This is a genomic window from Streptomyces sp. NPDC027189 (assembly GCF_055566975.1).
This window is the reverse complement of sequence record NZ_JBVHRI010000006.1, coordinates 95,089-119,401: the sequence shown is the minus strand read 5'-3', so window position 1 is coordinate 119,401 and position 24,313 is coordinate 95,089. Positions and strand designations below refer to the sequence as shown.

Genomic DNA, 24,313 nt, shown 5'->3' with positions numbered 1-24,313 from the left:
CGGATCGACCGCTGCACCTGATCGCTGCGCAGCCCGGAGAGACAGGACCTGCCATGACGACGGACACCGAAGAGCCGACGCTCACGGTCGACGAGCTGGCCGCGCGGGCGGGCGTGACGGTCCGTACGGTCCGCTTCTACAGCACCAAGGGCCTGTTGCCGCCGCCCGTGATCGGTCCCCGGCGCGTGGGCCACTACAGCCAGGAGCACGTGGCCCGGCTCGCGCTCATCGAGGAGTTGCAGCACCAGGGCATGACGCTCGCGGCGATCGAGCGCTATCTGACGCAGCTGCCGCCCGGCCTGAGCGCTCATGACCTCGCCATCCACCGGGCCGTGGTGGCCTCCTGGGCGCCCGACGCGGCGGAGGACGTGACACGCGAGGAACTGGAGCGGCGGGCCGGGCGGTCCCTGGACGACGGGGACCTGGACAGGCTCGCCGCGATGAGCGTCATCGAGCGGACCGCGGACTCCTTCCGTGTGGACCCCGGGCTGCTGCGGCTCGGCGTACAGCTGCTCGACGTACCGCTCGCGCAGGAGTCGATCCTCGCGGCGCGCACGGTCCTCCTGGAGCACTCGCGCGCGGCGGCCCACGAACTGTCCACGCTGCTGCGGGAGGCGGTGGGCGAGCGGGAGTCCGTGGCGGCGGTGAAGTCGCTGTCGGCGCACATGCAGCCGCTGGTGGTGCAGGCGCTGCTGACCGCGTTCCAGCGCTCCCTCAAGGAGGAAGTGCGGGAGTGGCTCAAGGAGTCCTGAGCCACTCCCCCCTGCTCTACGAGACCTTCAGCCCCGCCGCCGAGGCGGTCGGTGTGTCACCGGCCGCGAGCTGCCGCAGCCGCTCGGCGCCGTACGTCTCGGCCGCGCGCACGAGCGCCGGGACGGCGTCCTCGCGGCCGACTCCGTCCCCGGCGACGATCACGGGGCGGGCGGCGCCGCCGAGCAGGACGGCGGCGCGATCCAGGCCAACGGCAGCACCTGCACGGGGGGTTGGCGTACGGGCGGGGACCTCGACCTCGGTGTCTTCGGCGAGCAGGTCCATGGGCACGGCGAGGAACACCGGCCCCGCGGGCGGCCGTACCGCGAGGGCGAAGGCGCGGCGCACGGCGAGCGGCAGGTCACGGGCAGCGTGCTGAACGTCGACGGCCGCCTTGACCGCCGGGCGGGCCAGCCCAATGAGGTCGCCAGACAGCATGGGGTCCTGCTGGAGGTGGCGCCGGTCCTGCTGGCCCGCCATCACCACCAGCGGGGTGCGTGAGCGGCGGGCGTTGAGCAGGCCGATGAGTCCGTTCGCGAGCCCGGCCGCGATGTGCAGGCTGACGAAGGCGGGCCGCCCGGTGGCGCGGGCGTATCCGTCGGCCATGGAGACGACGGCGCCCTCGTGGATGCCGAGGACGTACTCGGGCGCGTCCTCGGTTTCCGCGAGGGCGGCCAGGAAGGGCGGTTCGGTGGTGCCGGGGTTGCCGAAGACGCGGTCCACGCCCTCGCCGCGCAGGATGTCCAGCAGGGCGAGGGCGGGGCGGGGCGGCGGCCCATGGGAGCTCCTCGGTGGGGGCGAGTACCGGTTCGCGGGTCAGCGTCCGGTCCCCGCCCCCGAGGAGCAAGTCCCTCATACCACTCAGCGATACGGCACGCGCCGCCGAGGTTCTGCCGGTCCTGTCGCTACTTGTCGCTGAACCGCTCGCCCTTCTCCGCCTTCTCGACGAGCAGCGCGGGCGGCGTGAACCGCTCCCCGTAGCGCTCGGCGAGTTCGCGCGCCCGTGCCACGAAACCAGGCAGCCCGCCTTCGTACCCGTTGATGTACTGGAGCACTCCGCCGGTCCAGCCGGGGAACCCGATCCCGAAGATGGATCCGATGTTGGCGTCGGCGACGGAGGTCAGCACGCCTTCCTCCAGGAGCCGGACGGTGTCCAGCGACTCGGAGAAGAGCATGCGCTCCTGCATGTCCTCGAACGGGATCTCGTGGCCCGGCTTGGTGAACTGCTCGCGCAGCCCCGGCCACAGCTTGCCGCGCTTGCCGTCCTCCCCGTACTCGTAGAAGCCCGCGCCGCCGCTGCGCCCGGTGCGGCCGAACTCGTCGACCATGCGGTCGATGATCTCCTCGGCCGGGTGCGTCTGCCAGGTGCCGCCCGCCTCCTCGACGGCCTGCTTCGACTCCTTGCGGATCTTGCGCGGCAGGGTGAGCGTGAGCTCGTCCATGAGGGAGAGGACCTTGGCCGGGTAGCCGGCCTGGGCGGCGGCCTGCTCGACGGACGCGGGCTCGATGCCCTCGCCGACCATCGCGACGCCTTCGTTGATGAAGTGGCCGATGACGCGGGAGGTGAAGAAGCCGCGCGAGTCGTTGACGACGATCGGGGTCTTCTTGATCTGCCGTACCAGGTCGAAGGCGCGCGCCAGTGCCTCGTCGCCGGTGCGCTCGCCCTTGATGATCTCGACGAGCGGCATCTTGTCGACGGGCGAGAAGAAGTGCAGCCCGATGAAGTCGTCCTGCCGGTCCACGCCCTCGGCGAGCGCGGTGATCGGCAGGGTCGAGGTGTTGGAGCAGAGCAGGGCGTCCGGCTCGACGATGTTCTGGATCTCCTGGAACACCTTGTGCTTGAGTGCGGTGTCCTCGAAGACGGCCTCGATCACGGCGTCGCAGCCGGCCAGGTCGTTCGGGTCGGCGGTGGGCGTGATGCGGGCGAGGAGGGCGTCGGCCTTGTCCTGGCTGGTACGCCCCCTGGAGACCGCCTTGGCGCAGAGCTTCTCGGAGTAGGCCTTGCCCTTGGCCGCCGCTTCGGCCGACACGTCCTTGAGGACGACGTCGATGCCGGCGCGGGCGCACGAGTAGGCGATGCCCGCGCCCATCATCCCGGCGCCGAGGACGGCGACCTTGCGGACCTGGCGCGGCTCGATGCCCTTGGGCCGATTGGCGCCGGAGTTGACCGCCTGGAGGTCGAAGAAGAACGCCTGGATCATGTTCTTCGAGGTCTGCCCGGTGACCAGCTCGGTGAAGTAGCGCGCCTCGATGGTCAGCGCGGTCTCGAAGTCGACCTGGGAGCCCTCGACAGCGGCCGCCATGATGTTGCGCGGGGCCGGGTAGGGGGCGCCGTTCAGCTGCTTCCTCAGGTTGGCCGGGAAGGCGGGCAGGTTGGCGGCGAACTTCGGGTTCGACGGCGTACCGCCCGGGATCTTGTAGCCCGGCTTGTCCCAGGGCTGCTGAGAATCAGGGTTGGCGTCGATGAAGGCGCGCGCCTTGGCGAGCATCTCCTCGGGGGTCGCCGCCAAGTCGTGCACGAGGCCGCTCTCCAGAGCCCGCTTCGGGGTGTACTGGGTGCCCTGGAGCAGCACCTTCAGGAGGGCGTCCGTGATGCCCATCAGACGGACGGTGCGGGTGACGCCGCCGCCGGCGGGCAGCAGGCCGAGGGTGACCTCGGGCAGGCCGATCTTGGAGCCGGGCGCGTCGAGGGCGATGCGGTGGTGGGAGGCGAGGGCGATCTCGTAGCCACCGCCGAGGGCCGCGCCGTTGATGGCGGCGACGACCGGCTTGCCCAGGGTCTCGATGCGGCGCAGAGAGGACTTGATGGCCGTGCCGGTGTCGAAGGCCTGCTGGGCGTCCTCCGGCCCGGCCTGGATCATGTCCTTGAGGTCACCGCCTGCGAAGAAGGTCTTCTTCGCGGAGGTGTAGATGATGCCGCGGATGGAGTCCTTCTCGGCCTCGGCGCGCTCGGCGATCGCCGCGATCGAGTCCTTGAAGGCCTGGTTCATGGTGTTCGCGGACTGGTTGGGGTCGTCGAGGACGAGGGTGACGACGCCTGTCTCGTCCTGTTCCCAGCGGATGGTGGTGGACTCAGTGCTCATCAGGGGTGCTCCGTTGATCCGTGTATCCGTTGGGAAGGTCAGACGCGCTCGACGATCGTGGCGATGCCCATGCCGCCGCCCACGCACAGCGTGGCGAGGCCGTAGCGCTTGTCCTGGCGCTCCAGCTCGTCGACGAGGGTGCCGAGGATCATCGCGCCGGTCGCGCCGAGCGGGTGGCCGAGCGCGATCGCCCCGCCGTTGACGTTGACCTTGTCCAGGGACAGGCCCATGTCCTTCACGAACCGCAGGACGACCGCGGCGAAGGCCTCGTTGATCTCGACGAGGTCGATGTCGTCGATGGTCAGTCCGGCCTTGGCGAGCGCCTTGCGGGTCGCGGGCGCGGGCCCGGTGAGCATGATGGTGGGCTCGGAGCCGGAGACGGCCGCGGAGACGATCCGCGCGCGCGGGGTGAGTCCGTGGCGCTCGCCGACCTCCTTCGAGCCGATGGCGACGAGGGAGGCACCGTCGACGATGCCGGAGGAGTTGCCCGCGTGGTGGACGTGGTCGATCTCCTCGACCCAGTGGTACTTCTGCAGCGCCACGGCGTCGAATCCGCCCAGCTCGCCGATGTCGGCGAACGACGGCTTCAGCTTGGCGAGCGAGTCGGCGGTGGTGCCGGGGCGCAGGTGCTCGTCGTGGTCGAGGACGACGAGCCCGCTGCGGTCCCTGACGGGGACGACGGACTTCTCGAAGCGCCCGTCCTTCCAGGCGGCGGCGGCGCGCTCCTGGGACAGGGCCGCGTACTCGTCGACATCCCGCCGCGAGAAGCCCTCGATGGTGGCGATGAGGTCGGCGCCGATGCCCTGCGGCACGAAGTTGGTGGCCATGTTGGTCATCGGGTCGGCGAACCAGGCGCCGCCGTCCGAGGCCATCGGCACGCGCGACATCGACTCGACGCCGCCCGCGAGGACGAGGTCCTCCCAGCCCGAACGGACCTTCATCGCCGCCATGTTGACCGCTTCCAGACCGGAGGCACAGAAGCGGTTCTCCTGGACACCGGCGACCGAATCGGGCAGTCCGGCGGCGACCGCGGCGATGCGGGCGATGTCGGAGCCCTGGTCGCCGACCGGGCCCACGACGCCGAGGACGATGTCGTCGATCGCGGCCGGGTCGAGCCCCGGGAAGCGGCGCTGGACCTCGTGGATGAGCCCGACGACCAGGTCGATGGGCTTGGTGCCGTGCAGGGCGCCGTTCGCCTTGCCGCGGCCGCGCGGGGTGCGGATCGCGTCGTACACGTACGCTTCGGTGCTCACTGGTAAGCCTTTCAAGAGAAGCCGGGAGGGCTGAGCTGGGCTGTGAGGGTCAGCCGAGCAGGGAACGGCCGATGATCTCCTTCATGATCTCGGTGGTCCCGCCGTAAATGGTCTGGATACGTCCGTCGGTGAAGGCCCTGGCGACGCGGTACTCCGTCATGTAGCCGTAGCCGCCGTGCAGTTGGAGGCAGCGGTCCGCGACCCGCTTCTGCAGTTCGGTGGCCCACCACTTGGCCATCGAGGCGTGCACCGCGTCGAGTTCCCCGTTCGAGTGATCGACGATGCAGCGGTCGAGGAATGTCCGGGTGACGGCGCACTCGGTGGCCATCTCGGCTATCTCGAAGCGGATGTGCTGGAGCCTGGAGAGCGGCCGCCCGAAGGCCTCGCGCTCCTTGACGTATGCGGTGGTGATCTCCAGCAGATACTCGGCGGCCGCGATGCCGGCGACGGCGATGCCCATGCGCTCCTGCGCGAGGTTCGTCATCAGATGGACGAAGGCGCCGTTCCGCTCCCCGAGCAGGTTCTCCTTGGGGACGCGTACGTCGTTGAAGAACAGCTCGGCCGTGTCCTGGGACTTCTGGCCGATCTTGTCCAGGTTGCGGCCGCGCTCGAAGCCCTCCGTGCCACGCTCGACGACGAGCAGCGAGAGCCCGTGAGCGCCGCCTTCGGGCGTCGTCTTCGCGACCACGATCACGAGGTCGGCCAGGATGCCGTTGGAGATGAAGGTCTTGGAACCGTTGAGCAGCCAGTGGTCGCCCTTGTCCTCGGCATGCGTCTTGATGCCCTGGAGGTCGGATCCGGCGCCGGGCTCGGTCATGGCGATCGCCGTGATCAGCGATCCGTCGCAGAAGCCGGGCAGCCAGCGCCGCTTCTGTTCCTCGGTGGCCAGGTCCGTCAGATACGGCCCGATGATGTCGTTGTGCAGTCCGAGGGCGAGCCCTGAGGCCCCCGCGCGCGTGAACTCCTCGGCGAGGACGGCGCTGTAACGGAAGTCGGGGTTGCCGCCGCCTCCGTACTCCTCGGGAACGGCGAGCCCGAGCAGCCCCTGCTTCCCTGCCGCCCGCCAGGCGTCGCGCGAGACGATGCCGTCCTTCTCCCACTGCTCGTAGTGGGGCAGCACCTCCTTGGCGAGGAAGGTGCGCACGGTCTCGCGGAACGCGTCGTGCTCGGCGGTGAAGATCTGCCGCTTCATGCGGGAAACGCCCTCCTGGAGTTCATGCTGGGAAACGCCTTCCTAGAGCCAGCTCTTGACGGTTTCGACGAGCCTGGCCGGTTCCGGCCCGACGGGGATGACGTTGAGCATCGTCACTCCGGCCTCCCGGAAGGCCTCGACACGCTCGCGGACGTAGCTCTCGGGTCCACACAGCGACATCAGCTCGCAGAACTCGTCCGGCACGGCGGCCTCGGCCTCCTTCTTCCGCCCGGAGAGGTACAGCTCCTGGATGAGCCGGGCTTCCTTCTCGTAGCCGTACGCCACCGCGAGGTCGTTGTAGAAGTTCTTGCCGGGCGCGCCCATGCCCCCTACGTAGAGGGCGATCTTGGGCCGCGCGAGGTCCCGTACGGCCGCCGCGTCCTCGCCGATGGCGAGCAGTCCGCCCGCGACGGTCCGCAGTGGGCCAAGGGCGGGGTCCCTGTGTGCGGCGCCCTCCGCCAGCGCGGTGCCCCACACCTGGTGGGCCTTCTCCGGGAGGAACAGGGTGGGCAGCCAGCCGTCGGCGACCTCAGCGGTCATACGGACGTTGGCGGGGCCCAGCGAGGCGACGTACAGGGGTACTTCGGGGCGTACGGGCTTGGTGAGGATCTTCAGGGGCTTGCCGAGGCCGCCGGGGCGGGGCATGTCGGTGATGCCGTGGTGGTCGATGACCTCGCGGCGCAGGATGCGGCGGGTCAGCTCGATGGCTTCGCGGGTGCGGCCGAGCGGCTTGTCGTACGCCTTTCCGTGCCAGCCCTCGACGACCTGCGGGCCGGAGGCGCCGAGCCCGATGATGGCGCGCCCTCCGGAGATCGCGTCGAGCCCGGCGGCCGTCTGGGCGATCAGCGCGGGGGTGCGCGAGTAGACGTTGAGGATCGCGGCGCCGATCTTCATGCGCTCGGTGCGGGCGGCCAGATAGCCCATGATCGTGGGCGAGTCGAAGCCGTACGCCTCGGCGACCCAGACCGCGTCCAGGCCCGCGGTCTCCAGCGCGGCGACCTCGTCGGCGGCCTGCCGGGGGTTGCCCGCGTAGTCGAGCGGGAGGGAGAGCTCCATCAATCGCCGTCCTTCATCGGATCGCCGTCTTTCATCAGGTCGGGTACGCCCCAGTCGCGGGCCACGTCCGCGGTGTCGGCGCCCGGTTGGGCGGGACCACTGCGGACGGCGGTGTGGGAGAGGGAGAAGCGGGGCGCGGGGGCCGGCTGGGTGATGCCGCCGTGGTCGACGAAAGTGCCGCGGGCGGCGAGATGCGGGTGGGCGGGTGCCTCGCGCAGCGACAGGACCGGTGCAACGCACGCGTCGGAGCCCTCGAAGACCGCGGTCCACTCGTCTCTCGTACGGGTCTTGAAGCGGGCGGCGACCGTCTCGCGCAGTTCGCCCCAGCGGGCCAGGTCCTTGCGGGCGGAGGCCATGTCCTCGATGCCGAGCAGTTCCACGAACTCGTCGTAGAACTGCTGCTCCAGGGCGCCCACCGCCATGTACTGGCCGTCGGCCGTCTCGTACGTCCCGTAGTACGGGCAGCCGCCGTCCAGGAGGTTGGCGCCGCGCCGGTCCTGCCAGCCGCCGGCGGCGAGCATGCCGTGGATCATCGCGGCGAGATGCGCGGCGCCGTCGACGATGGCCGCGTCGACGACCTGTCCCGCGCCGGTCGCGCGCGCGTGATGGAGCGCGGCGAGGATCCCGACGACGAGGTAGAGCGAGCCGCCCGCGTAGTCGCCGACGAGGTTCGCGGGGACCGTGGGCGGCTCGTCCGGCCTGCCGATCATGCCGAGGGTGCCGGTGAGGGCGATGTACGCGATGTCGTGCCCGGCGCGCTGGGCGAGCGGACCCTCCTGGCCCCAGCCGGTCATCCGCCCGTAGACGAGTTTCGGATTGCGGGCGTGGCAGGTCTGCGGGCCCACACCGAGGCGCTCGGCGACGCCGGGGCGGTAGCCCTCGATGAGGATGTCTGCGCGTTCGACCAGGTCGAGGACGCGGTCCTGGCCGTCCTGGGTCTTGAGGTCGATGATCACGGACCGCTTGTTGCGGTTGGTGATGTCGTACTCCGGGTTGATCGCGAGCCCGGCGCCGCCGGGCCGGTCCACGCGGACGACGTCCGCGCCCATGTCGGCGAGGAGCATGGCGGCGAACGGGCCGGGGCCGATGCCCGCCAGCTCGACGACGCGCACCCCGACGAGCGGGCCGTGCCCTGGCGTCCCTGCCACTGCCATCAAGCCCCCAGCACTGTGACACTACTGATGTGACATCAGCGATGTTAAGAACGTGTTCCACATCGGGCAAGCCCTTGACGAGCAAGCGCTTAGTTAAATTCCCCGGTGCGAATCGGGATGAAGAGGGGGAAACGGCGCGTGTCAGCGCTCATCCAGCTCGGCGATCAGCTTCTTCGGCGCGATCGTCCGGTAGCTCTCCTCGATCCAGTCGCACAGCAGCTCCGCGGCCGGAGCGTCCTGCTCCTCCAGGGGTATGCGCACCCAGCCGGACCTGCCGAGGCCGTATCCGGCGGGCTCGGCGCCGGGTGAGGCGAGGGCATGGGCGTGCGCGGCCTCGTCCTTGAGCTTCAGGGTGACACCCAGCGGATAGCTGCCGTCGTCGACGCCGAGGAAGACGAACACCTTCTTGTTGACCTTCGCGACGGACTCGCCCCAGGGGAACTCCTCCGCGGCGCCGGGCAGGCCGAGGGCGAACTCGCGCGCCTTCTCCCACTTTTTCAGGGCGTTCTTCGGCACGGCCACGGCTCCTCCGACCTCTTCGTCCGACCTCGTCGTTCGGCTGCTCGTACCTCACGCTAGCCTCAGCCACCGACAACGGCGCTTCGCGCACGGCTTAGGGGTGTCATGAGCAGGCTGAACGGGACGGATCGCGCGTACGACATCGTGCTCTTCGGAGCCACGGGGTTCGTCGGGGAACTCACCGCGGAGTACCTCGCGGCGCACGGGCCCGAGGGGCTGCGCTGGGCGATCGCGGGGCGCAGCGCGGAGAAGCTGGAGCGGCTGCGGGAGCGGCTGGCCGGCGCCCCGGGTGTGCTTCTGGCCGACGTGGCCGATCCGGAGTCGCTGCGCGAACTCGCCCGCCACGCGCGCGTGGTGGCCACGACGGTGGGGCCGTACACGACGTACGGCGAGGAGCTGGTCGCCGCCTGCGCGGATGCCGGGACCGACTACGTGGACCTCACCGGCGAGCCCGAGTTCGTGGACCTGATGTATGTCCGGCACGACGCCCGCGCGCGGGAGACCGGGGCGCGGCTGGTGCACGCCTGCGGTTTCGACTCGATTCCGCACGACCTGGGCGCGTACTTCACGGTGCAGCAGCTGCCCGAGGGCGTACCGCTCAGGGTCGACGGATTCGTCCGCACCCAGGCGATGTTCTCGGGCGGCACCTTCGCCTCGGCGCTCAACCAGTTCGCGCGCGGGCGGCACATGCTCGCCGCGGCGCGGGACCGCAAGCGCCATGAGCCGCGGCTGATGGCGCGGCGGGCGGAGGCGCCGCTGAGCGCGCCACGGTTCGCCAAGGAGGTCGGGGCGTGGGCACTGCCGCTGCCCACGATCGACGCTCAGGTGGTGCAGCGGTCCGCGCGGGCGCTGGAGCGGTACGGGCCCGACTTCCGCTACCGCCACTACGCGGCCGTCGAACGGCTGCCGATCGCGGTGGGCGGGGTCGCGACGGTGGGCGCGGTCTTCGCGGCGGCCCAACTGCCACCCGCGCGCCGCTGGTTGTCCGACCGGTTCAAGCCCGGGGACGGGCCGAGTGCCTCGCGGCGTGCGAAGAGCTGGTTCTCGGTGCGGTTCGTCGGAGAGGGCGGCGGCCGGCGCGTCTTCACCGAGGTCGCGGGTGGTGACCCGGGCTACGACGAGACCGCCAAGATGTTCGCGGAGTCGGCGCTGTCCCTCGCCTTCGACGACCTGCCGAAGACGTCCGGCCAGGTCACGACGGCGGTGGCGATGGGGGACGCGCTGATGGAACGCCTGCGCAAGGCCGGGATCGTCTTCCGCGTCGCGGCCACGCGGTAGTCGAAGTGGTCCGGGTCCTCGGGCTGGCCGGGCTTCAGGACGACCAGCCCGAGACCGTGTAGATCATCCCGGCTATCCAGGCGAGCCCGGCGATCACGGCGAGGACCAGCGCGGCCGTCACCGCGCGTTCGACGGGCTGGGTGGGGTTGGCGGCGGTCTTCGGGGCACGGTGCGTCGTCATGCGGCACAGCCTGCCGATCATGAGGTGCCGTCACATCCGTACGAGTACTCAGAAGGCGTACTCAGAACGGGTACTCAGACGGCGCACTCGGTCGACGGGTGGGGCCCGTCAGGGTGTTGCCTCCCGGAGGGCCCGCCTGCAGAGGGAGTCCGCACGTCGGGTGGTCTCCGGGAGGCGGTACTTCGGGGTGAGCGCGAGCGTGTGCGCGCACGCGTTGTCGAGGTTCACCCGGTGGCCGACCGACACGAAGACGGGCTTGATGCCGTCCCGCGTGCGCAAGGCGCGGCCGACCTCCTCGGTGCCCGTGGGTCCGTCCGCGAGGAGCGGGGACGCGCTGCCGCGCCGGGCGCCGGGCTCCTCGTACGCGAAGGTGAAGGGGTTCTTGGCGACGCCGATCGTGGGAAGTCCGGTGAGGACACCGAGGTGGCTGGCGAGGCCGAAACGGCGCGGGTGGGCCAGGCCATAGCCGTCGCAGACGACGAGGCCGGGCCCGCAGGGCAGCGCGTCGAGCGCGGCCAGGACGGTCGGGATCTCACGGAAGGCGAGCAGCCCGGGAACGTACGGGAAGGACACCCGGCCGACGGCGGTGGCCTCGGCGACGACGTCGAGGGTGGCCGCGTCGAGCACGACGGCCGCGGCGACGACGACGTCCCGCTCGTCGTCGTAGGCGACGTCGACCCCCGTCACCCGGCCGGTGCCGGGCGGCGGCCCCGGCGCGTCGAGCACCACCCGCTCCCGCAACTCGTCCTGCACGGCACGGGCTTGCTCTTCGGTGGCGGGCCAGCCCGCGGGGATCCTTACGGTCGTCATGGTGGGGACGAGCCTAGGCGCCACGGAACGGGCCGGTCGGACAGGGGTAGGCTCGCGATCATGTTCGTACTGGAACTGACCTACACCGCGCCGCTCGACGCGGTCGACGCCGTTCTGGAAGCGCATGTCGCGTGGCTCGACGAGCAGTACGGCGCGGGGGTCTTTCTGGCGTCGGGGCGCAAGAACCCCCGCGACGGCGGTGTGATTCTCGCCGTCGCGGAGGACCGGGCGCGGATCGAGGAGATCACCGCCGGCGACCCGTTCGTCACGGCGGGCGTGTGCGCCTACCGGGTCACCGAGTTCGTGGCGACCAAGACAGCGCCCTCCCTGGAGCGGTACCGGGAGACGCTCGACTGAACGGGACCTGCGCGGTTCACTCTCCGCCGAGGGCGCGCTTCAGCTCGCTCTTGTTCATGTCCGAACGGCCGTGGATGTTGCGCCGCTTGGCCTCCTCGTACAGCTGGTCGTAGGTGGGCCCCCGGGCGCCCTGGTGCGAGCGCTGACCGCCGCGCTTGCCTGACGACATGTCCTGGAGGGACGTACGGCTGGCGGTCTTCGACTCACCGGACCGGGCGCGCTCCTTGTTCACCGTCCGCGCGGCGATCTCCTCGGCTCGCCGCTCGCTCTCTCCACGGTCGAGTGCGCTCTCCCGGATGTGCTCGTACTGACGTTCCCGTTTGGAGCTCGAACCGCGTGGCACCGTTGATCACTTCCTTTCGCGGTCACTGCCTTGCGCGACCCGAGTACCCCGCATCGGGGCGTACACCACACGGGTCAGCGCTCCAGGCGGGCCACCCGTCCCTTCTCGCCTGAGGCCCAGCAGCCCAGGTCGGGGGTGCAGTTCACGGTGTCGTACGAGCCGGTGTCCACGGTGCGCCAGGTGCGGCCGCCGTCCGACGTCAGGTCGGTGCCCGTAGGGCCCACCGCGAGCGCGGCGGTGCGGCTGTGCGGGAGCCAGGTCACGCCCGAGCGGTAGGCGGGCGGGGGCTGGGTGGCGGGCGTCCAGGTGCGGCCGCCGTCCGGGGTGAGTGCGGCGGCCTGGGGTGAGGCCTGGTCGGCGCGGTAGTCGCCGCCGACCGCGAGGCCGTGGGTGCGGTCGCGGAAGGCGAGGGCGAAGACGCCGCGCGCCGGGTCGCCGGCCGGGATCGGCGTGTCGCTGGCGGTCCAGGTCAGTCCCCGGTCCGCGGAATGCAGCACGCGTGCGCGTGCGCCCCCGCCGGTGGCCAGCCACACATCACGCGGCCCCGAGGTCACCAGACACTGCCCACTCGCCGCGAAGCCCGCCTCGCCGTCCTGCGCCGCGGGCATCCCGTCGCTGGGCAGCACCTTCCAGGAGCGGCCGCCGTCACTGGTCGACAGGATGCGGAACCTGCCGTCCACCGGGTCGCTCATCGCCAGGCCGTGGCGCCGGTCGAAGAAGGTGAGGCAGTCGTAGAAGGCCTTCGCGTCGGTGTTGCGGAAGGACTCCGTCCAGGTCGCGCCGCCGTCGTCCGTGCGGAAGACACGGGAGGCCTCGCCCTCCCCGATGGCCAGGACCACGGCGCGCCGAGCGTCGAATGCCTCGATGTCGCGGAACTCCAGGTCCGCGCCGCCGGGCGGGGATACGTTCCGCCAGTTCGCGCCGCCGTCGGTGGTGCGCAGCACGGTGCCCTTGGAGCCGGCCACCCAGGCCGTGTCCCGGCTGACGGCCGACAGGCCGCGGAACCTTACGTCCGTGCCGCTGTCCTTGAGCTCCCAGTGCGGCGTCTTGGCCGGCTCGTGCGCCTGCGCGGGTGCCGTCAGTGCGGCGGCGAGCGCGGCCGCGCACAGTCCCACGGTGACCATCCGACTCATACGTCTCGTCTCCCCCAAGCCCCTCATCGCGGGCGAAGCTAGCCCACTCCCCCGGTGCCGTCCAGATGGCCTTCCCCGGGAACCCGGGGGCCCCGACCGAGTGTCCTCTCGGATGTCCGAAGACGACGGAACGGGAAAGGGAGCGCCGCGTGGATCACCACCGTGCATGAACTCGGTGACAGAGGTCACTCCGGTTTCAGGTGCACGCAGTGGCTCATTTCTTCGTCTCTTCAATTGACCGGCCTCATCCGCCCGGAGTTCGTTCAGCCGTCACAAGGGAGCAAGGCGTTGTCCACCGTCATCGAGCAGCCCGTAGAGGCCCGCCTCGTCGCCGCCGCGCCGCGGATGCCGAGCATTCCCGCAACGCTCCACTACGACCGGAGCGATCCCTTCGCGGTCCGTATGACCTTCCCCGCGCCGGCCACGCTGGAGGGCGTGGAGGTCTGCTGGGCCTTCGCGCGCGAGCTCCTCACGTCGGGACTCGAGGGCTCGGTGGGCTGGGGCGACGTACGGGTGCGGCCGTACGGCTACGACCGCACCGTTCTGGAGTTCCACGCCCCCGAGGGAACCGCCGTGGTGCATGTGCGCTCGGGCGAGATACGGCGGTTCCTGCAGCGCACGGTGGAGCTGGTGCCCGTGGGCCTCGAACACCTCCAGGTGGACCTGGACCACGACCTGGCGGAGCTCATGCGGGGCACCTGTTGAGGCCGGGCGCCTGCTGAGGCCGGGTACCTGTTGAGGCCGGGCGCCTGCTGAGACCGGGTACCTGTTGGGCGGGGTTCCCGCCCTCAGCCGCTCCTGCCCATCAGGGCGTTGAGCTCGGCGTAGTCGAGTCCGTCGGTCAGCGAGTCGTAGGTCCCCGCGTCCAGCAGCTCCCGCGCGGCACGGCGGACCACGGCGTGCGCGGCCTGCGCGATGCCCGAACCCGCGCTGATCCGGGCGACCCCGAGGGCGGCCAGCTCGGCGACGGACGGGGCGCCGGGGCCCACCATGACGTTCAGCGGACCCTCGATGCCCCCGACGAGTGTCTTGACGGTCACGGGATCGATGGCTCCGGGCACGAAGACACCGTCGGCTCCGGCGGCGAGGAAGGCGGCGGCCCGCTCCAGGGTTTCCTCGATCTTGCCGGCGCCCCGCAAATAGGTGTCGATGCGGGCGTTGACGTACAGCGGTACCCCAGCCGCGTCGGCGGCCGCGCGGGCCGCCGCGATGCGCTCCGCCTGCTCGGCGATCGGGCGTAGCGGCGCGCCGCCGTCCGCGTCGTCATAGAGCGCGTCCTCGATGTTGACGCCTACGGCACCCGCCGCGAGCACCGCGCGGATCGTGTCCGCGACACCCGGGGCGTCCTGCGCGTAGCCACTCTCGATGTCCGCGCTGACCGGCACCCGGACCACCGCGGCGATCCGCCCGACCACGCCGAGGGCCCCGTCCCTGTCGAGCCGGTCCCCGTCCGCCGCACCCAACACCCACGCGAGCCCCGCGCTGGTCGTCGCCACCGCCCCCGCTCCCGCCTCCTCGACGATCCGGGCACTCACCGCGTCCCACACGTTCGGCAGGACGAGAGGCCGACCGGGCACGTGCAGGGCACGGAAGGCGAGCGCGGTTTCACGCAGGGAACTCGGGTCCGTGCGGCGGGAATTGGGGTTCTTCATGGGGACGAGCCAAGCATGGGGCGGGGCCGAGGGCTGGCAGGAAAACGACGTGTACGTGGGTAGGCGGACAGGGGGATGGGCGAGATCCGGCCAGACTGGAGTGCGGGGAGGTGCGCCGGGAGGTCGTGCGGGCACGAGCGCCCGCGGTGGTGGTGCGAGCGCCTGCGTCGGCACTGCCACGCGAGCCGGACCGGGGGCTCAGCGTGCAAGCGTGGGCGGTGGTCCGTGAGGCGGGAAACTCGCGCACCAAGGGCGCCCCCGGTCGCGTCACGTCAGCACGCGCGCCGGGCTGCGGGCGCGAGCGCACACGGTGGCCATGGCCCGTAGGGCGGGCCCGGGAGCGCGAGTGCCGGCGATGGCCCTGGCCCGTAGGGCGGGCCCGGGAGCGCAAGTGCCGACAATGGTCCTGGCCGTGCGGCGGGCCGGCTCCGAAGCGCAAGTGCCCGCTGTCGTGCCAACACCTGCGCCGGGGCGCACACACGCCGCAGTCGCCCCGACGGCGTCGGCACGCGACCGCTTGCCGTGCCCCCTCAACCCCCCGCGGCCGCCCCCGTGGCCGACGCAGTCGTCGTCGCCACGATCACCGCCGTGCGCAGCTCCTGGATGACCTTCTTCAGGGCCGGAGCCGCCGCGCCGCTGCGGTCGGTCAGGTCTTCGAGGCGGGTCTTGTGCAGCTTGCGGTCCTTGGCGGGTGCGAGGGTGCGGAGTTCGGCCGCGGCGGCGAGGGCGACGAGGGCCGCGTCGCGGTCGGAGATCTCGGCGACGGGGAGCGGGCCTTCGAGTACCTGCCGGGCCTCGGCATGCAGTGCGTCCACTGCGGGCACCCGCTCCAGCTCGTACTCCACGGAGGGGAAGAGGCCAAGGACGCGCTTCTTCTCCGCCCGGAGGTATCCCTCGGCCGCCAGCTGCGCGCGTACGGCCTCCAGGGTGACGCGCGCCCGCAGCGTCACCCATGCCTTCCACTTCCGCGGCCGGGACTCCGCGACGAGTTCCAGGAGCCCGTCGAGGACGACGTCGCCGGTGCGGGAGTCGGCGTCGACAGGGGTGACGATGCCGCCCTCGTCGATCAGCAGCCCGCGCTGGGCCAGCTCGGTGAGGGCGCCGGCGCGGACCAGGTGGTGGAGATGGGTCGCGCCGGTGACCTTGAGCCTGCTGGTGTCCCAGGCCAGGAGGTAGAGCCGGGCGGGCAGCGAGAGCGAGCCGTTCGGCACGGGATCTCCTTCGGGTCGTCGGGGCCACGTTAATCCTTTGACAGCCTCCAGAGCCGCCCCTACGGTGTATAGCGGTCCTGTTGCCGTCGATTGGAGAAGGACGTTGCTCGTCTGAGGTCTGAGACACCGCGTCACACACAGCCAGGTCTTCCTGGCCTCCGTGTGCGCAGCGTGCGACCTCGGCGTACGAGCCGTCCTCCGGTGCAGGGCCTTTTTGCTGTCCTATCGGCCGGCTGCCCTCCGCACTGATCGTCGTCGCCTCGCGGTGTCCCGAACGCGTACCCCCGACCGCATCCAGCAACCGCGAGGCCCTCATGTCTACCTTCCCGACCTCCATCACCTGTACCGCCCTCTCCTTCGCCTGGCCCGACGGCACCGCCGTCTTCGACGACCTCCAGGTCGCCTTCGGCCCCGGCAGGACAGGCCTCGTCGGCGTCAACGGATCAGGGAAATCAACCCTGTTGAAGCTGATCGCCGAAGAGCTCACGCCGGCCGACGGCACGGTCCGGGTCGCGGGCGAGGTCGGCTATCTGCCGCAGAACGTCACGCTCGACACCGGTCTACGGGTCGACGAGGCGCTCGGCATCGCCGCCACCCGCCGCGCGCTGCACGCCATCGAGGCGGGCGACGTGGCCGAGGAGCACTTCGACGTCGTGGGCGACGACTGGGATGTCGAGGAGCGGGCACTTGCGACGCTCGGCGAACTCGGGCTCGGACACATCGAGTTGGACCGCACCATCGGTGAGGTCTCGGGCGGTGAGTCGGTGCTGCTGCGCCTGGCCGCGCTCCTGCTGCGCCGACCCGACGTACTCCTGCTGGACGAGCCCACCAACAACCTCGACCTGTACGCGCGGCGGCGCCTGTACGCGGCCGTCGAGGCCTGGTCCGGTGTCATGGTCGTGGTCAGCCACGACCGCGAACTCCTGGACCTGGTCGACCAGATCGCGGACCTGCGTTCCGGAGAGGTGACCTGGTACGGCGGCAACTTCTCCGCGTACGAGGAGGCGCTCGCCGGCGAGCAGGAGGCGGCGGAGCGCATGGTGCGCGTCGCCGAGGCCGACCTGAAGAAGCAGAAGCGCGAACTGGTCGACGCTCAGGTCAAGTTGGCCCGCCGCAAGCGGTACGGCCAGAAGATGTTCGAGCAGAAGCGCGAACCGAAGATCGTCATGGGGGCGCGCAAGCGCTCGGCACAGGAGTCCGCGGGCAAGCACCGCATCATGCACGAGGAAAAGCTCGCCGAGGCGAAGGAGCGTCTCGACGGCGCGGTGGAGGCCGTGCGGGACGACGACGAGATCCGCGTCGACCTGCCGTACACGGCCGTGCCGCCGGGCCGCACCGTCCTCACCCTGGACAACCTGGAGCTGCGCTACGGCGCCCGCGTGGACGGCGTGTTCGACCTGCGCGGCCCCGAACGGATCGCGCTGATCGGGCGCAATGGCGCGGGCAAGACCACGCTGCTGCGCACGATCGCCGGGGAGCTGGACGCGGTGTCCGGCGACGCGCGGACCCATGTGCCGCTGCGTTTCCTGCCGCAGCGGCTCGATGTCCTCGACGACGAGCTGACCGTCGCCGAGAACGTGGCCCGGTACGCGCCGGCCGCCACGAACAACCGGATCCGGGCGCGGCTGGCCCGCTTCCTGTTCAAGGGCGCGAAGGCCGACCAGCACGCGGCGACCCTCTCCGGCGGCGAACGCTTCCGGGCGGCACTCGCCGCGCTGATGCTGGCCGAGCCCGCGCCGCAGCTCCTGATGCTCGACGAGCCGACGAACAACCTCGACATGGCGAGCGTCCGGCAGCTCACGACGGCCCTGGAGTCGTACGAGGGAGCGCTGATCGTCGCCAGCCACGACATCCCGTTCCTGGAGTCCCTGGGAATCACGCGTTGGCTCATCCTGGAAGGAGGAGAACTGAAAGAAATCGCTCCGGAAACTGTCGGGTATTCCGCCTAGTGCCGGGCCCGGGAGCCGCCTAGCGTCAGGGCTCAGGTGTTACCCGACGTCAGGCTGGGGGCTTTTGCGCGCGCGACCTGCGCTGCATGATGTGCGCCGACACCCTCTGCCGATTCGGAGATCCACCCGTGCCCAGCCAGAAAGCCCTCATCCGCCGGCCCAGCCCCCGTCTCGCCGAGGGGCTGGTGACGCACATCGAGCGCGCGAAGGTGGACGTCGAGTTGGCGGTCGAGCAGTGGGAGGCGTACGCGGAGGCACTGCGCACGCACGGCTGGGAGACCGTCGAGGTGGACCCGGCCGACGACTGCCCGGACTCGGTGTTCGTCGAGGACACGGTGGTCGTCTTCCGCAATGTCGCGCTGATCTCCCGCCCCGGCGCGGAGTCCCGGCGCGGAGAGACCGCCGGGGTCGAGGAGGCCGTGGCCCGCCTGGGCTGCTCGGTGAACTGGATCTGGGAGCCGGGCACCCTGGACGGCGGTGACATCCTCAAGGTCGGCGACACGGTGTACGTGGGCCGCGGCGGGCGCACCAACGCGGCCGGGGTCCAGCAGCTGCGTGCGGCCTTCGAGCCGCTCGGAGCGCGGGTCGTCGCCATACCGGTGAGCAAGGTGCTGCACCTGAAGTCCGCGGTGACCGCGCTTCCCGACGGCACGGTCATCGGGCACGAGCCGCTGGTGGACACGCCGTCGCTGTTCCCGCGCTTCCTGCCGGTACCGGAGGAGTCCGGGGCGCACGTCGTGCTTCTGGGCGGCGGAAAGCTGCTGATGGCCGCGAGCGCCCCGAAGACGGCGGAGTTGCTCGCGGACCTCGGCCACGAACCGGTCCTCGTGGACATCAGCGAGTTCGAGAAACTCGAGGGCTGTGTGACATGTCTCTCGGTCCGACTCCGGGAGTTGTACGTCTGATCGGGTGATCGCGGTGCTCGTTCGGCTCTGGGACCTGGGGATCCGGGGCGCTTCCGGCGTGCACCCGGGGGCGTGCGATCTCCCCCGTGGACCCCCGCTGATCAGCAGTCTTTACAGCGAACTTAACCTACGGTGTCGTAACCTACGGATACGTAGCCTACGATGCCGTAAGTTTCGTCCCCGCTGGTTTTACACGTCCCCGTCCCCCTCTGGAGCACCCGTGACGATCACTTCTCCCCACCTCGGCAGCCCGTCCGCCGCCTGGACCGACGCTCGCCTGCTGTATGCGCTGGAAGAAGTGGTCGAGACCGAGCTCAACCGCCACCTGAAGGTGGCCAAGGACTGGATGCCGCACGAGTACGTGCCGTTCAGCGACGCACGTAACTTCCCCGGCATCTTCGAGGACGGCGAGGCCTGGGACAAGGAGCAGTCCAAGGTCACCGAGATCGGCCGGATCGCACTGGTCGTCAACCTCCTCACCGAGGACAACCTGCCGAGCTACCACCACGAGATCGCCACGCTCTTCGGCCGTGACGGCGCCTGGGGCACCTGGGTGCACCGCTGGACCGCGGAGGAGGGCCGGCACGGCATCGTGATGCGCGACTACCTGCTCGCCTCCCGCGCCGTCGACCCCGACAAGCTCGAGGCGTTCCGCATGGCGCACATGAGCGAGGGCTTCGAGTCGGACAACCGTCACTCGATGCTGCACTCGGTCGCGTACGTCGCCTTCCAGGAGCTCGCGACCCGCATCTCGCACCGCAACACCGGTCATCAGTCGGGCGACCCGGTCTGCGACCGCATGCTGGCGCGCATCGCGACCGACGAGAACCTGCACATGGTCTTCTACCGCAACCTCCTGAAGGCCGCGTTCGAGCTGGCCCCCGACCTGACCATGCAGGCCGTGCGCGACGTCGTCGTCAACTTCCGGATGCCCGGTCACGGCATGCCCGGCTTCGAGCGCGCCGCCGCGCAGATGGCCATCGGCGAGGTCTACAACATGCGCATCCACCACGACGACGTGCTCCAGCCGGTGCTGCGCCACCTCAAGGTCCTGGAGATCGACGGCCTCGGCCCCGTGGGCCTGCAGGCGCAGGAGGAGCTCGGCCTCTTCATGCGCGGCCTGGACGCGGAGGCCTCGAAGTTCGACGAGAAGCTCGCGGCCCGCAAGGCCCGCATGGCGGCACGCGCCGCCGGCTGACGACCTCCGGTCGAGGTCACGGCGCTGCTGCGCCGCTGACCGGGGCCCTCGCAGGGCCCTGCCCGCACGCCGCCACCCGGGCCCTCGCAGGGGGCCCGCTATTCGTACGCCGTCACCTGGTCCAGCGCCGCGTCCCGCACGTCGGCCACCGGGTGGCGGCGCAGTGCTCTCAGCCGCTCCCGCCAGGGCGCGGCCCAGCCCGTACGGCTGCCGATCGCCCCGGTGACTGCCGCCGCGAGCAGCCCCTCGCCGTGCCCGCCGTGCGCGGTGAGGCGCCGTACCGCGTCGAGCAGTACCTCGGGATCCCCCTCGTGCGCCTGTCGCCGCAGCCGCTCGCCGAGTTCCCCGGCCGTCCGGGCGGCGAGCGCCGGGCGGCCGTCGGTGAGGGCGGCCAACGGCTCCAGCCGCACCGGCTCCTCGTCCAGGTCCAGGTGGAACGCCGTGACGGCGGCCGCCTGCGGGACGAAGGCGTCGTACCCGGCGAGCAGTTCGCCGGCGGCGAGGGCCGCGGGACGGATGGGTGCCGGGGCCGTCCTGGCCTGCTGGGCGAGACGTGCGACGAGGTAGTCGACGCGCTGCCGGGCAGGCCGGTCGCGCCGCTCGTCGGCATTGGCATCGGCATCGGCATCGGCATCGGCATCGGCATGGCTGACATCGTCCGCCCCGGCGGTGGTTTCCGCCTCCGCCAACGCCCTCAGCGCCTGCCCAAGCCCCCGACCACCGCGTGGCGAGCCCGCCGCCGCGGTCACCAGACCGTTGGCGGCGGCGCGCCAGCTCGTGCGTACCGTCAGATCGGTGACGGCTTCGGCGAGGACCGTCGGGGCCTGCGGTGACCAGGGCGCCCAGCGGGCCAGGGCGTCGAAGGCGAGCGCGGCGGTCTCCGGGTCATCGGTGGCGGACACGTCACGTATCAGCTGGGCGTATCGCTCGCGGTGGGGCTCGGGCAGGTCCAGCGGGGACACCCTGAGGACCGCGGTGCGCAGCACGGGCTCGCCACCGGCGGCGTCACGCAGCAGCTCCCAGACCGGTTCCTGGGCGAGCAGACTGCCCGCGAAGGCCACACAGGCGGCGCGGACGTCGAGGTGGGTACCCGGCACCGCGTACGCCTCGGTCAGCAGCGCGGCCGCCTGTGGCATCGGGAGCCGTACGGCGGCCAGCCGTGCGGCCTCCTTGCGGCTGGTCACCTTGGCGCGCGGCGCGAACAGCACCGCGCGCAGCTGCTCGGCGAGACGTGACGGCGCCGCGTACCGAGAGGCCTGCGTGGCCGCGTACACCGCGACCCGCGCCCGCTCGCCGCCCGCGTGCGCCAGCAGCTCGGGCAGCGCGTCGGCCGGCCGGTCGGTGCGGGCGAGCGCGGCGAGGGCCGCCTCGGCGAGCACCACGTCCGGGGAATCCGTCCAGCGGCGTACGAGATCGGCGCCCCTGCCCGGGACGCGCGCACTCTGTGCGACGGCGGCGGCCCGCTGGTACAGCGGCAGTCCGGCATCCTCGGCCTGCGTCGCCAACTGTCGTGCCACCGCGAGCTGCTGACGTGGCACCCAACGCCGTACGTCACGGTCCACCGGCACGGTCCAAGGGGTGCCCTTGGTCAGAAAGCGTCCGTACGGAGGGGCCTCGGCGAGCAGCAGGTCGAGCAGATCGGTGCGGCGCCGAGTGACAACCTGGCAGACGGGCCACAGCGCGCCCGCGGACGGTTCCAGCGCGAGGATGCGTGCCACCCGCTCGTCCCGTGTCGCGGGCGGCTCCAGCCACAGCTCGACGGCGGAGCGCACGGTCACGTCATTGCCGTAACGGATGGCCTGCCACAGCAGTTCCTGCAGCTCGGGCATCCCGGCCGCGCGGCGCCCCACCGCGCGGGCGAGCGCGAAGGCGAGGCTGTAGTCGGCCTTCTCGGCGCCCGCCTCGATCCACGGGCGCAGGGCCTCGTACACCTGGTGCTCCTGACCGCGGCGCAGCCTCGCGTCGAGCCGGCCGAGGTCCGCGCCGCCGGTGTTGCCGGAGATCCGGACCAGGGTGCGCAGCGCCCAGTTCACCAACTCCCGTCCCCCGCCTGCCGCGTGCTCGCGCAGCACGGAGACGGCGAGCCGGCTGAGGTGCTGCCGGGTGGCGGGCGAGGAGTCGCGGGCCTCGACGGCGTCCACGGCGATCCGGTCGAGGTGCGGCTCGGCGTCCTCGGTGAACAGCGCGGGCCCAAGCCCGGACAGGGCGTGCAGCGCCGCCGAGCGCACCGGATCCTGTTCGTTGCGCAGCCGTCCCAACTCCTCCAGTACGGAGGTGACGGCCGCGCAGTCGCCGGAGCGGGCGGCGTTACGAATGAGCAGCCGCCAGGCCTCCGCCCGGTCTTCGGCGGCCGGACGGCGGGTGGCCTCGACGAGCCGTTCACGTACTTCGGCGACGGGCAGGAAGGAGTCGGCGAGCAGCAGGGAGCTCGGCAGGGCGCCGCGTTCGCGCGCGACGCCGGCCATCCGCCGGGCCTCCTCGGCGACGCAACTGCGGGGCAGCACTTCGAGGATGACCGCGTCGATGGTGACGCGCCCGGCTCCGCGACCTTCCTGCGCGGCCCGGTAGAAGGCGTGGCGTCGCGCGGGCGGCATGGCCTTCACGAGCGGCGCGAGATCGCCCCAGTCGGCCAGGACCCTGCCGTACTGCGTGAGTTCGGGCGCACCGGAGCGGGCCAGCCTGCGCAGCACGGCGGGTCCCAGGGCCCGACTGCGGTGCGCGGTGAACCCGTTGGGCGTGAGCAGCAGCCGCAGCAGCCGGCTCGCGTCGGCCGCCGCGAACTCTCCGAGGCGATCGTGCAGTTGGTACGGAAGAGTGGCGGGCCCGAAGCGCTCCAGCAGGTCGAGCACGCGCAGTGGCTCCACTGGGACCGTGGCGGCAACGCCCGGCGTGTACCGGGCCCACCAGGTGGCGCGCAACGCCTCGGGCAGCGCCGTCAACTCTTGTTCGGCGACATCGAGAAGGGGGCGGGGGTGCCTCTTGGCAAGGGCCTTCCAGCCGGTGACGGCGTGGAAGAGTTCGGGAAGCAGCCTGTCCACCGTCTTCGCCGTGCACCCGGGCAGCAGCCGCGCCGCCTCCGCGTCGCCCCAGTCCCGCCGCAGTCCGTCCACCAGCCGGTCGGCGAGCGCGGTGCGCCGTCCGGCGACGATCGCGCGCAGCAGTTCCCTGCGGATCGCCTCCGGGGCGTCGTCGAGCGCCGACTCGTAGGCGGAGTCGGGTACATGAAGACTTTGGGCGACGCGCAGGGCGTGTCCGCGCACGAAGGCGTCCGGATCGGCGAGGCGGTCCGCTATCCACTCGACGTCACGGCCGACGCACGCGGCCACGACGGCGATCCCTCCTTCGTAGGAGCCACGGGCTTCGAGCTCCTCCAGCACCGGACGCAGCGGGACCAGCTCCGGGACCCGCAGGGCGAGTCCGCGCATGCGCTGCGGGTACGGAAGCGGGTCGAGGGCGTTCAGCAGACTGTCGGCGTCCTGCTGCGGGGTGCGGGTCATGCGGGGATTGTGCCTGCTGGAAGCCGCGCGGCGTACCGATTTCCCGGTGCGGGCCGCCGGCCTGCCGGGGCATCATGCGCCCATGTATGACAACAGCACGTCGCGATAAGCGATCGAGTTCCTGCTGGGCCTGATCGGTGCCGACGACGCCGAGCGGGTGCGGCAGCGGATCGGGCTGCAAACGCCCCCGGACGCCGAGTCGTTGGACACGCGGCGCAAGCTGTTCTCCTGGTGGACGCAGACGGCCGTGCCGTGCTCCGTGCTGCTGTGGGTTCTGGAGGAGGACGATCCGGAGCTGAACGCCGTCGTGTGGCGGAACGTGTCGGCGGACGACGCGATGCGCCGCGCCATCGCGAGAGGTGTGCCGCACGGTCCCGGACGCACCCGTGCCGTAGGGGTGGCGAAACCGCTGGCCCGGGACCAGGAGTCCCCGGTGCCCGAGCACTTCACCCGGTACGGACTCATCGGCGCGCTGCGGGCGTCCACGTGCATGGGGCCGGCCAGGATGGCGGCGTCCATGGTTCTCGGTCGTCCCGGCCGGCAGGCGGTCGCCGATGCGGACCGGGAGCGTCCGCTGCCCGGTCATGTGCGTTGGGCGCTGTCCGTGCGCCCCGACTGCCCGCCATCGCTGCGCGCCCAGTTCGGCTCGCACGCGAAGTTCGCCCATCGGGTGCGGCAGGCGGGCGTCATCGAGGGGCCCGCCCAGTACGCGACGGCGTGGAGCCCCGCGAGCAGAGTGCTGCAGGTGCTGGCCTGGGACGGGCCCTGTTCCCGACTCGTATCCGGAGGCCG

General features: G+C 71.5%; 22 protein-coding genes. 7 read left to right on the top strand and 15 right to left on the bottom strand.

What is annotated here, in order from left to right:
* The first annotated feature begins 53 nt into the window (after positions 1 to 53).
* Positions 54 to 752: a MerR family transcriptional regulator gene (locus ACZ4RZ_RS16655; protein WP_467745228.1), complete on the top strand. Its 699-nt coding sequence runs from the start codon at positions 54 to 56 to the stop codon at positions 750 to 752.
* A 16-nt stretch (positions 753 to 768) separates the two neighbouring features.
* Here the strand turns inward: ACZ4RZ_RS16655 and ACZ4RZ_RS16650 are convergent, their stop codons facing one another.
* From ACZ4RZ_RS16650 to ACZ4RZ_RS16620, 7 genes are all read right to left on the bottom strand, one after another.
* Positions 769 to 1,491 carry a thiamine pyrophosphate-binding protein gene (locus ACZ4RZ_RS16650; RefSeq protein ID WP_467745767.1) on the bottom strand — a complete coding sequence of 241 codons (723 nt, stop codon included), beginning with the start codon at positions 1,489 to 1,491 and terminating at the stop codon, positions 769 to 771.
* 164 nt (positions 1,492 to 1,655) lie between these two features.
* Positions 1,656 to 3,833 (bottom strand): 3-hydroxyacyl-CoA dehydrogenase NAD-binding domain-containing protein, encoded by a 2,178-nt coding sequence (locus tag ACZ4RZ_RS16645; protein ID WP_467745226.1) that lies wholly within the window; start codon positions 3,831 to 3,833, stop codon positions 1,656 to 1,658.
* A 38-nt stretch (positions 3,834 to 3,871) separates the two neighbouring features.
* Positions 3,872 to 5,086 (bottom strand): acetyl-CoA C-acetyltransferase, encoded by a 1,215-nt coding sequence (locus tag ACZ4RZ_RS16640; protein ID WP_467745225.1) that lies wholly within the window; start codon positions 5,084 to 5,086, stop codon positions 3,872 to 3,874.
* 49 nt (positions 5,087 to 5,135) lie between these two features.
* On the bottom strand, positions 5,136 to 6,278 hold the full coding sequence (locus ACZ4RZ_RS16635; protein WP_467745223.1) for an acyl-CoA dehydrogenase family protein: 1,143 nt from the start codon (positions 6,276 to 6,278) through the stop codon (positions 5,136 to 5,138).
* Positions 6,279 to 6,320: 42 nt separating this feature from the next.
* Positions 6,321 to 7,334, bottom strand: coding sequence for an LLM class F420-dependent oxidoreductase (locus ACZ4RZ_RS16630; RefSeq protein ID WP_467745222.1), 1,014 nt, complete (start codon positions 7,332 to 7,334; stop codon positions 6,321 to 6,323).
* Positions 7,334 to 8,488: a CaiB/BaiF CoA transferase family protein gene (locus tag ACZ4RZ_RS16625; protein ID WP_467745220.1), complete on the bottom strand. Its 1,155-nt coding sequence runs from the start codon at positions 8,486 to 8,488 to the stop codon at positions 7,334 to 7,336. Before ACZ4RZ_RS16625 ends, ACZ4RZ_RS16630 begins: the two co-directional genes overlap by 1 nt.
* 141 nt (positions 8,489 to 8,629) lie before the next feature.
* Positions 8,630 to 9,010, bottom strand: a complete 381-nt coding sequence (locus tag ACZ4RZ_RS16620) for an MmcQ/YjbR family DNA-binding protein (RefSeq protein WP_467745219.1) — start codon at positions 9,008 to 9,010, stop codon at positions 8,630 to 8,632.
* A gap of 102 nt (positions 9,011 to 9,112) precedes the next feature.
* Between ACZ4RZ_RS16620 and ACZ4RZ_RS16615 the strand changes: the two genes are divergently transcribed.
* A complete protein-coding gene (locus ACZ4RZ_RS16615) occupies positions 9,113 to 10,285 on the top strand; it encodes a saccharopine dehydrogenase family protein (protein ID WP_467745218.1) in 1,173 nt (390 codons plus the stop codon).
* 34 nt (positions 10,286 to 10,319) lie between these two features.
* On the opposite strand, the gene mmpA is transcribed toward ACZ4RZ_RS16615, so the two are convergent.
* Positions 10,320 to 10,466, bottom strand: a complete 147-nt coding sequence (gene mmpA / locus ACZ4RZ_RS16610) for a morphogenic membrane protein MmpA (RefSeq protein ID WP_467745216.1) — start codon at positions 10,464 to 10,466, stop codon at positions 10,320 to 10,322.
* A gap of 108 nt (positions 10,467 to 10,574) precedes the next feature.
* A complete protein-coding gene (locus ACZ4RZ_RS16605; RefSeq protein ID WP_467745214.1) occupies positions 10,575 to 11,276 on the bottom strand; it encodes an endonuclease V in 702 nt (233 codons plus the stop codon).
* A gap of 60 nt (positions 11,277 to 11,336) precedes the next feature.
* On the opposite strand from ACZ4RZ_RS16605, the gene ACZ4RZ_RS16600 reads away from it, so the two are divergent.
* Positions 11,337 to 11,633 carry a YciI family protein gene (locus ACZ4RZ_RS16600; RefSeq protein ID WP_467745212.1) on the top strand — a complete coding sequence of 99 codons (297 nt, stop codon included), beginning with the start codon at positions 11,337 to 11,339 and terminating at the stop codon, positions 11,631 to 11,633.
* Between the two features lie 16 nt (positions 11,634 to 11,649).
* Here the strand turns inward: ACZ4RZ_RS16600 and ACZ4RZ_RS16595 are convergent, their stop codons facing one another.
* Positions 11,650 to 11,976, bottom strand: a complete 327-nt coding sequence (locus ACZ4RZ_RS16595) for a plasmid stabilization protein (RefSeq protein ID WP_467745211.1) — start codon at positions 11,974 to 11,976, stop codon at positions 11,650 to 11,652.
* 74 nt (positions 11,977 to 12,050) lie between these two features.
* Positions 12,051 to 13,109 carry a WD40/YVTN/BNR-like repeat-containing protein gene (locus ACZ4RZ_RS16590; RefSeq protein ID WP_467745210.1) on the bottom strand — a complete coding sequence of 353 codons (1,059 nt, stop codon included), beginning with the start codon at positions 13,107 to 13,109 and terminating at the stop codon, positions 12,051 to 12,053.
* Positions 13,110 to 13,397: 288 nt separating this feature from the next.
* Here ACZ4RZ_RS16590 and ssgD point away from each other — a divergent pair, with 288 nt between their 5' ends.
* On the top strand, positions 13,398 to 13,814 hold the full coding sequence (gene ssgD, locus ACZ4RZ_RS16585) for a spore wall synthesis regulator SsgD (protein ID WP_467745208.1): 417 nt from the start codon (positions 13,398 to 13,400) through the stop codon (positions 13,812 to 13,814).
* 83 nt (positions 13,815 to 13,897) lie between these two features.
* Here the strand turns inward: ssgD and ACZ4RZ_RS16580 are convergent, their stop codons facing one another.
* Both ACZ4RZ_RS16580 and ACZ4RZ_RS16575 read right to left on the bottom strand, forming a co-directional pair.
* Positions 13,898 to 14,761 (bottom strand): isocitrate lyase/PEP mutase family protein, encoded by an 864-nt coding sequence (locus ACZ4RZ_RS16580; protein ID WP_467745206.1) that lies wholly within the window; start codon positions 14,759 to 14,761, stop codon positions 13,898 to 13,900.
* A gap of 530 nt (positions 14,762 to 15,291) precedes the next feature.
* Positions 15,292 to 15,972: a GOLPH3/VPS74 family protein gene (locus tag ACZ4RZ_RS16575; protein WP_467745205.1), complete on the bottom strand. Its 681-nt coding sequence runs from the start codon at positions 15,970 to 15,972 to the stop codon at positions 15,292 to 15,294.
* A gap of 314 nt (positions 15,973 to 16,286) precedes the next feature.
* Between ACZ4RZ_RS16575 and ACZ4RZ_RS16570 the strand changes: the two genes are divergently transcribed.
* From ACZ4RZ_RS16570 to ACZ4RZ_RS16560, 3 genes are all read left to right on the top strand, one after another.
* Positions 16,287 to 17,921: an ABC-F family ATP-binding cassette domain-containing protein gene (locus ACZ4RZ_RS16570; RefSeq protein ID WP_467745203.1), complete on the top strand. Its 1,635-nt coding sequence runs from the start codon at positions 16,287 to 16,289 to the stop codon at positions 17,919 to 17,921.
* Positions 17,922 to 18,049: 128 nt separating this feature from the next.
* Positions 18,050 to 18,826 carry a dimethylargininase gene (ddaH, locus tag ACZ4RZ_RS16565; protein WP_467745201.1) on the top strand — a complete coding sequence of 259 codons (777 nt, stop codon included), beginning with the start codon at positions 18,050 to 18,052 and terminating at the stop codon, positions 18,824 to 18,826.
* A gap of 220 nt (positions 18,827 to 19,046) precedes the next feature.
* On the top strand, positions 19,047 to 20,024 hold the full coding sequence (locus ACZ4RZ_RS16560; protein WP_467745199.1) for an acyl-ACP desaturase: 978 nt from the start codon (positions 19,047 to 19,049) through the stop codon (positions 20,022 to 20,024).
* A 98-nt stretch (positions 20,025 to 20,122) separates the two neighbouring features.
* On the opposite strand, the gene ACZ4RZ_RS16555 is transcribed toward ACZ4RZ_RS16560, so the two are convergent.
* Positions 20,123 to 23,521 (bottom strand): hypothetical protein, encoded by a 3,399-nt coding sequence (locus ACZ4RZ_RS16555; RefSeq protein WP_467745197.1) that lies wholly within the window; start codon positions 23,519 to 23,521, stop codon positions 20,123 to 20,125.
* Between the two features lie 72 nt (positions 23,522 to 23,593).
* Positions 23,594 to 24,040, bottom strand: coding sequence for a hypothetical protein (locus ACZ4RZ_RS16550; RefSeq protein WP_467745196.1), 447 nt, complete (start codon positions 24,038 to 24,040; stop codon positions 23,594 to 23,596).
* Positions 24,041 to 24,313: the final 273 nt, after the last annotated feature.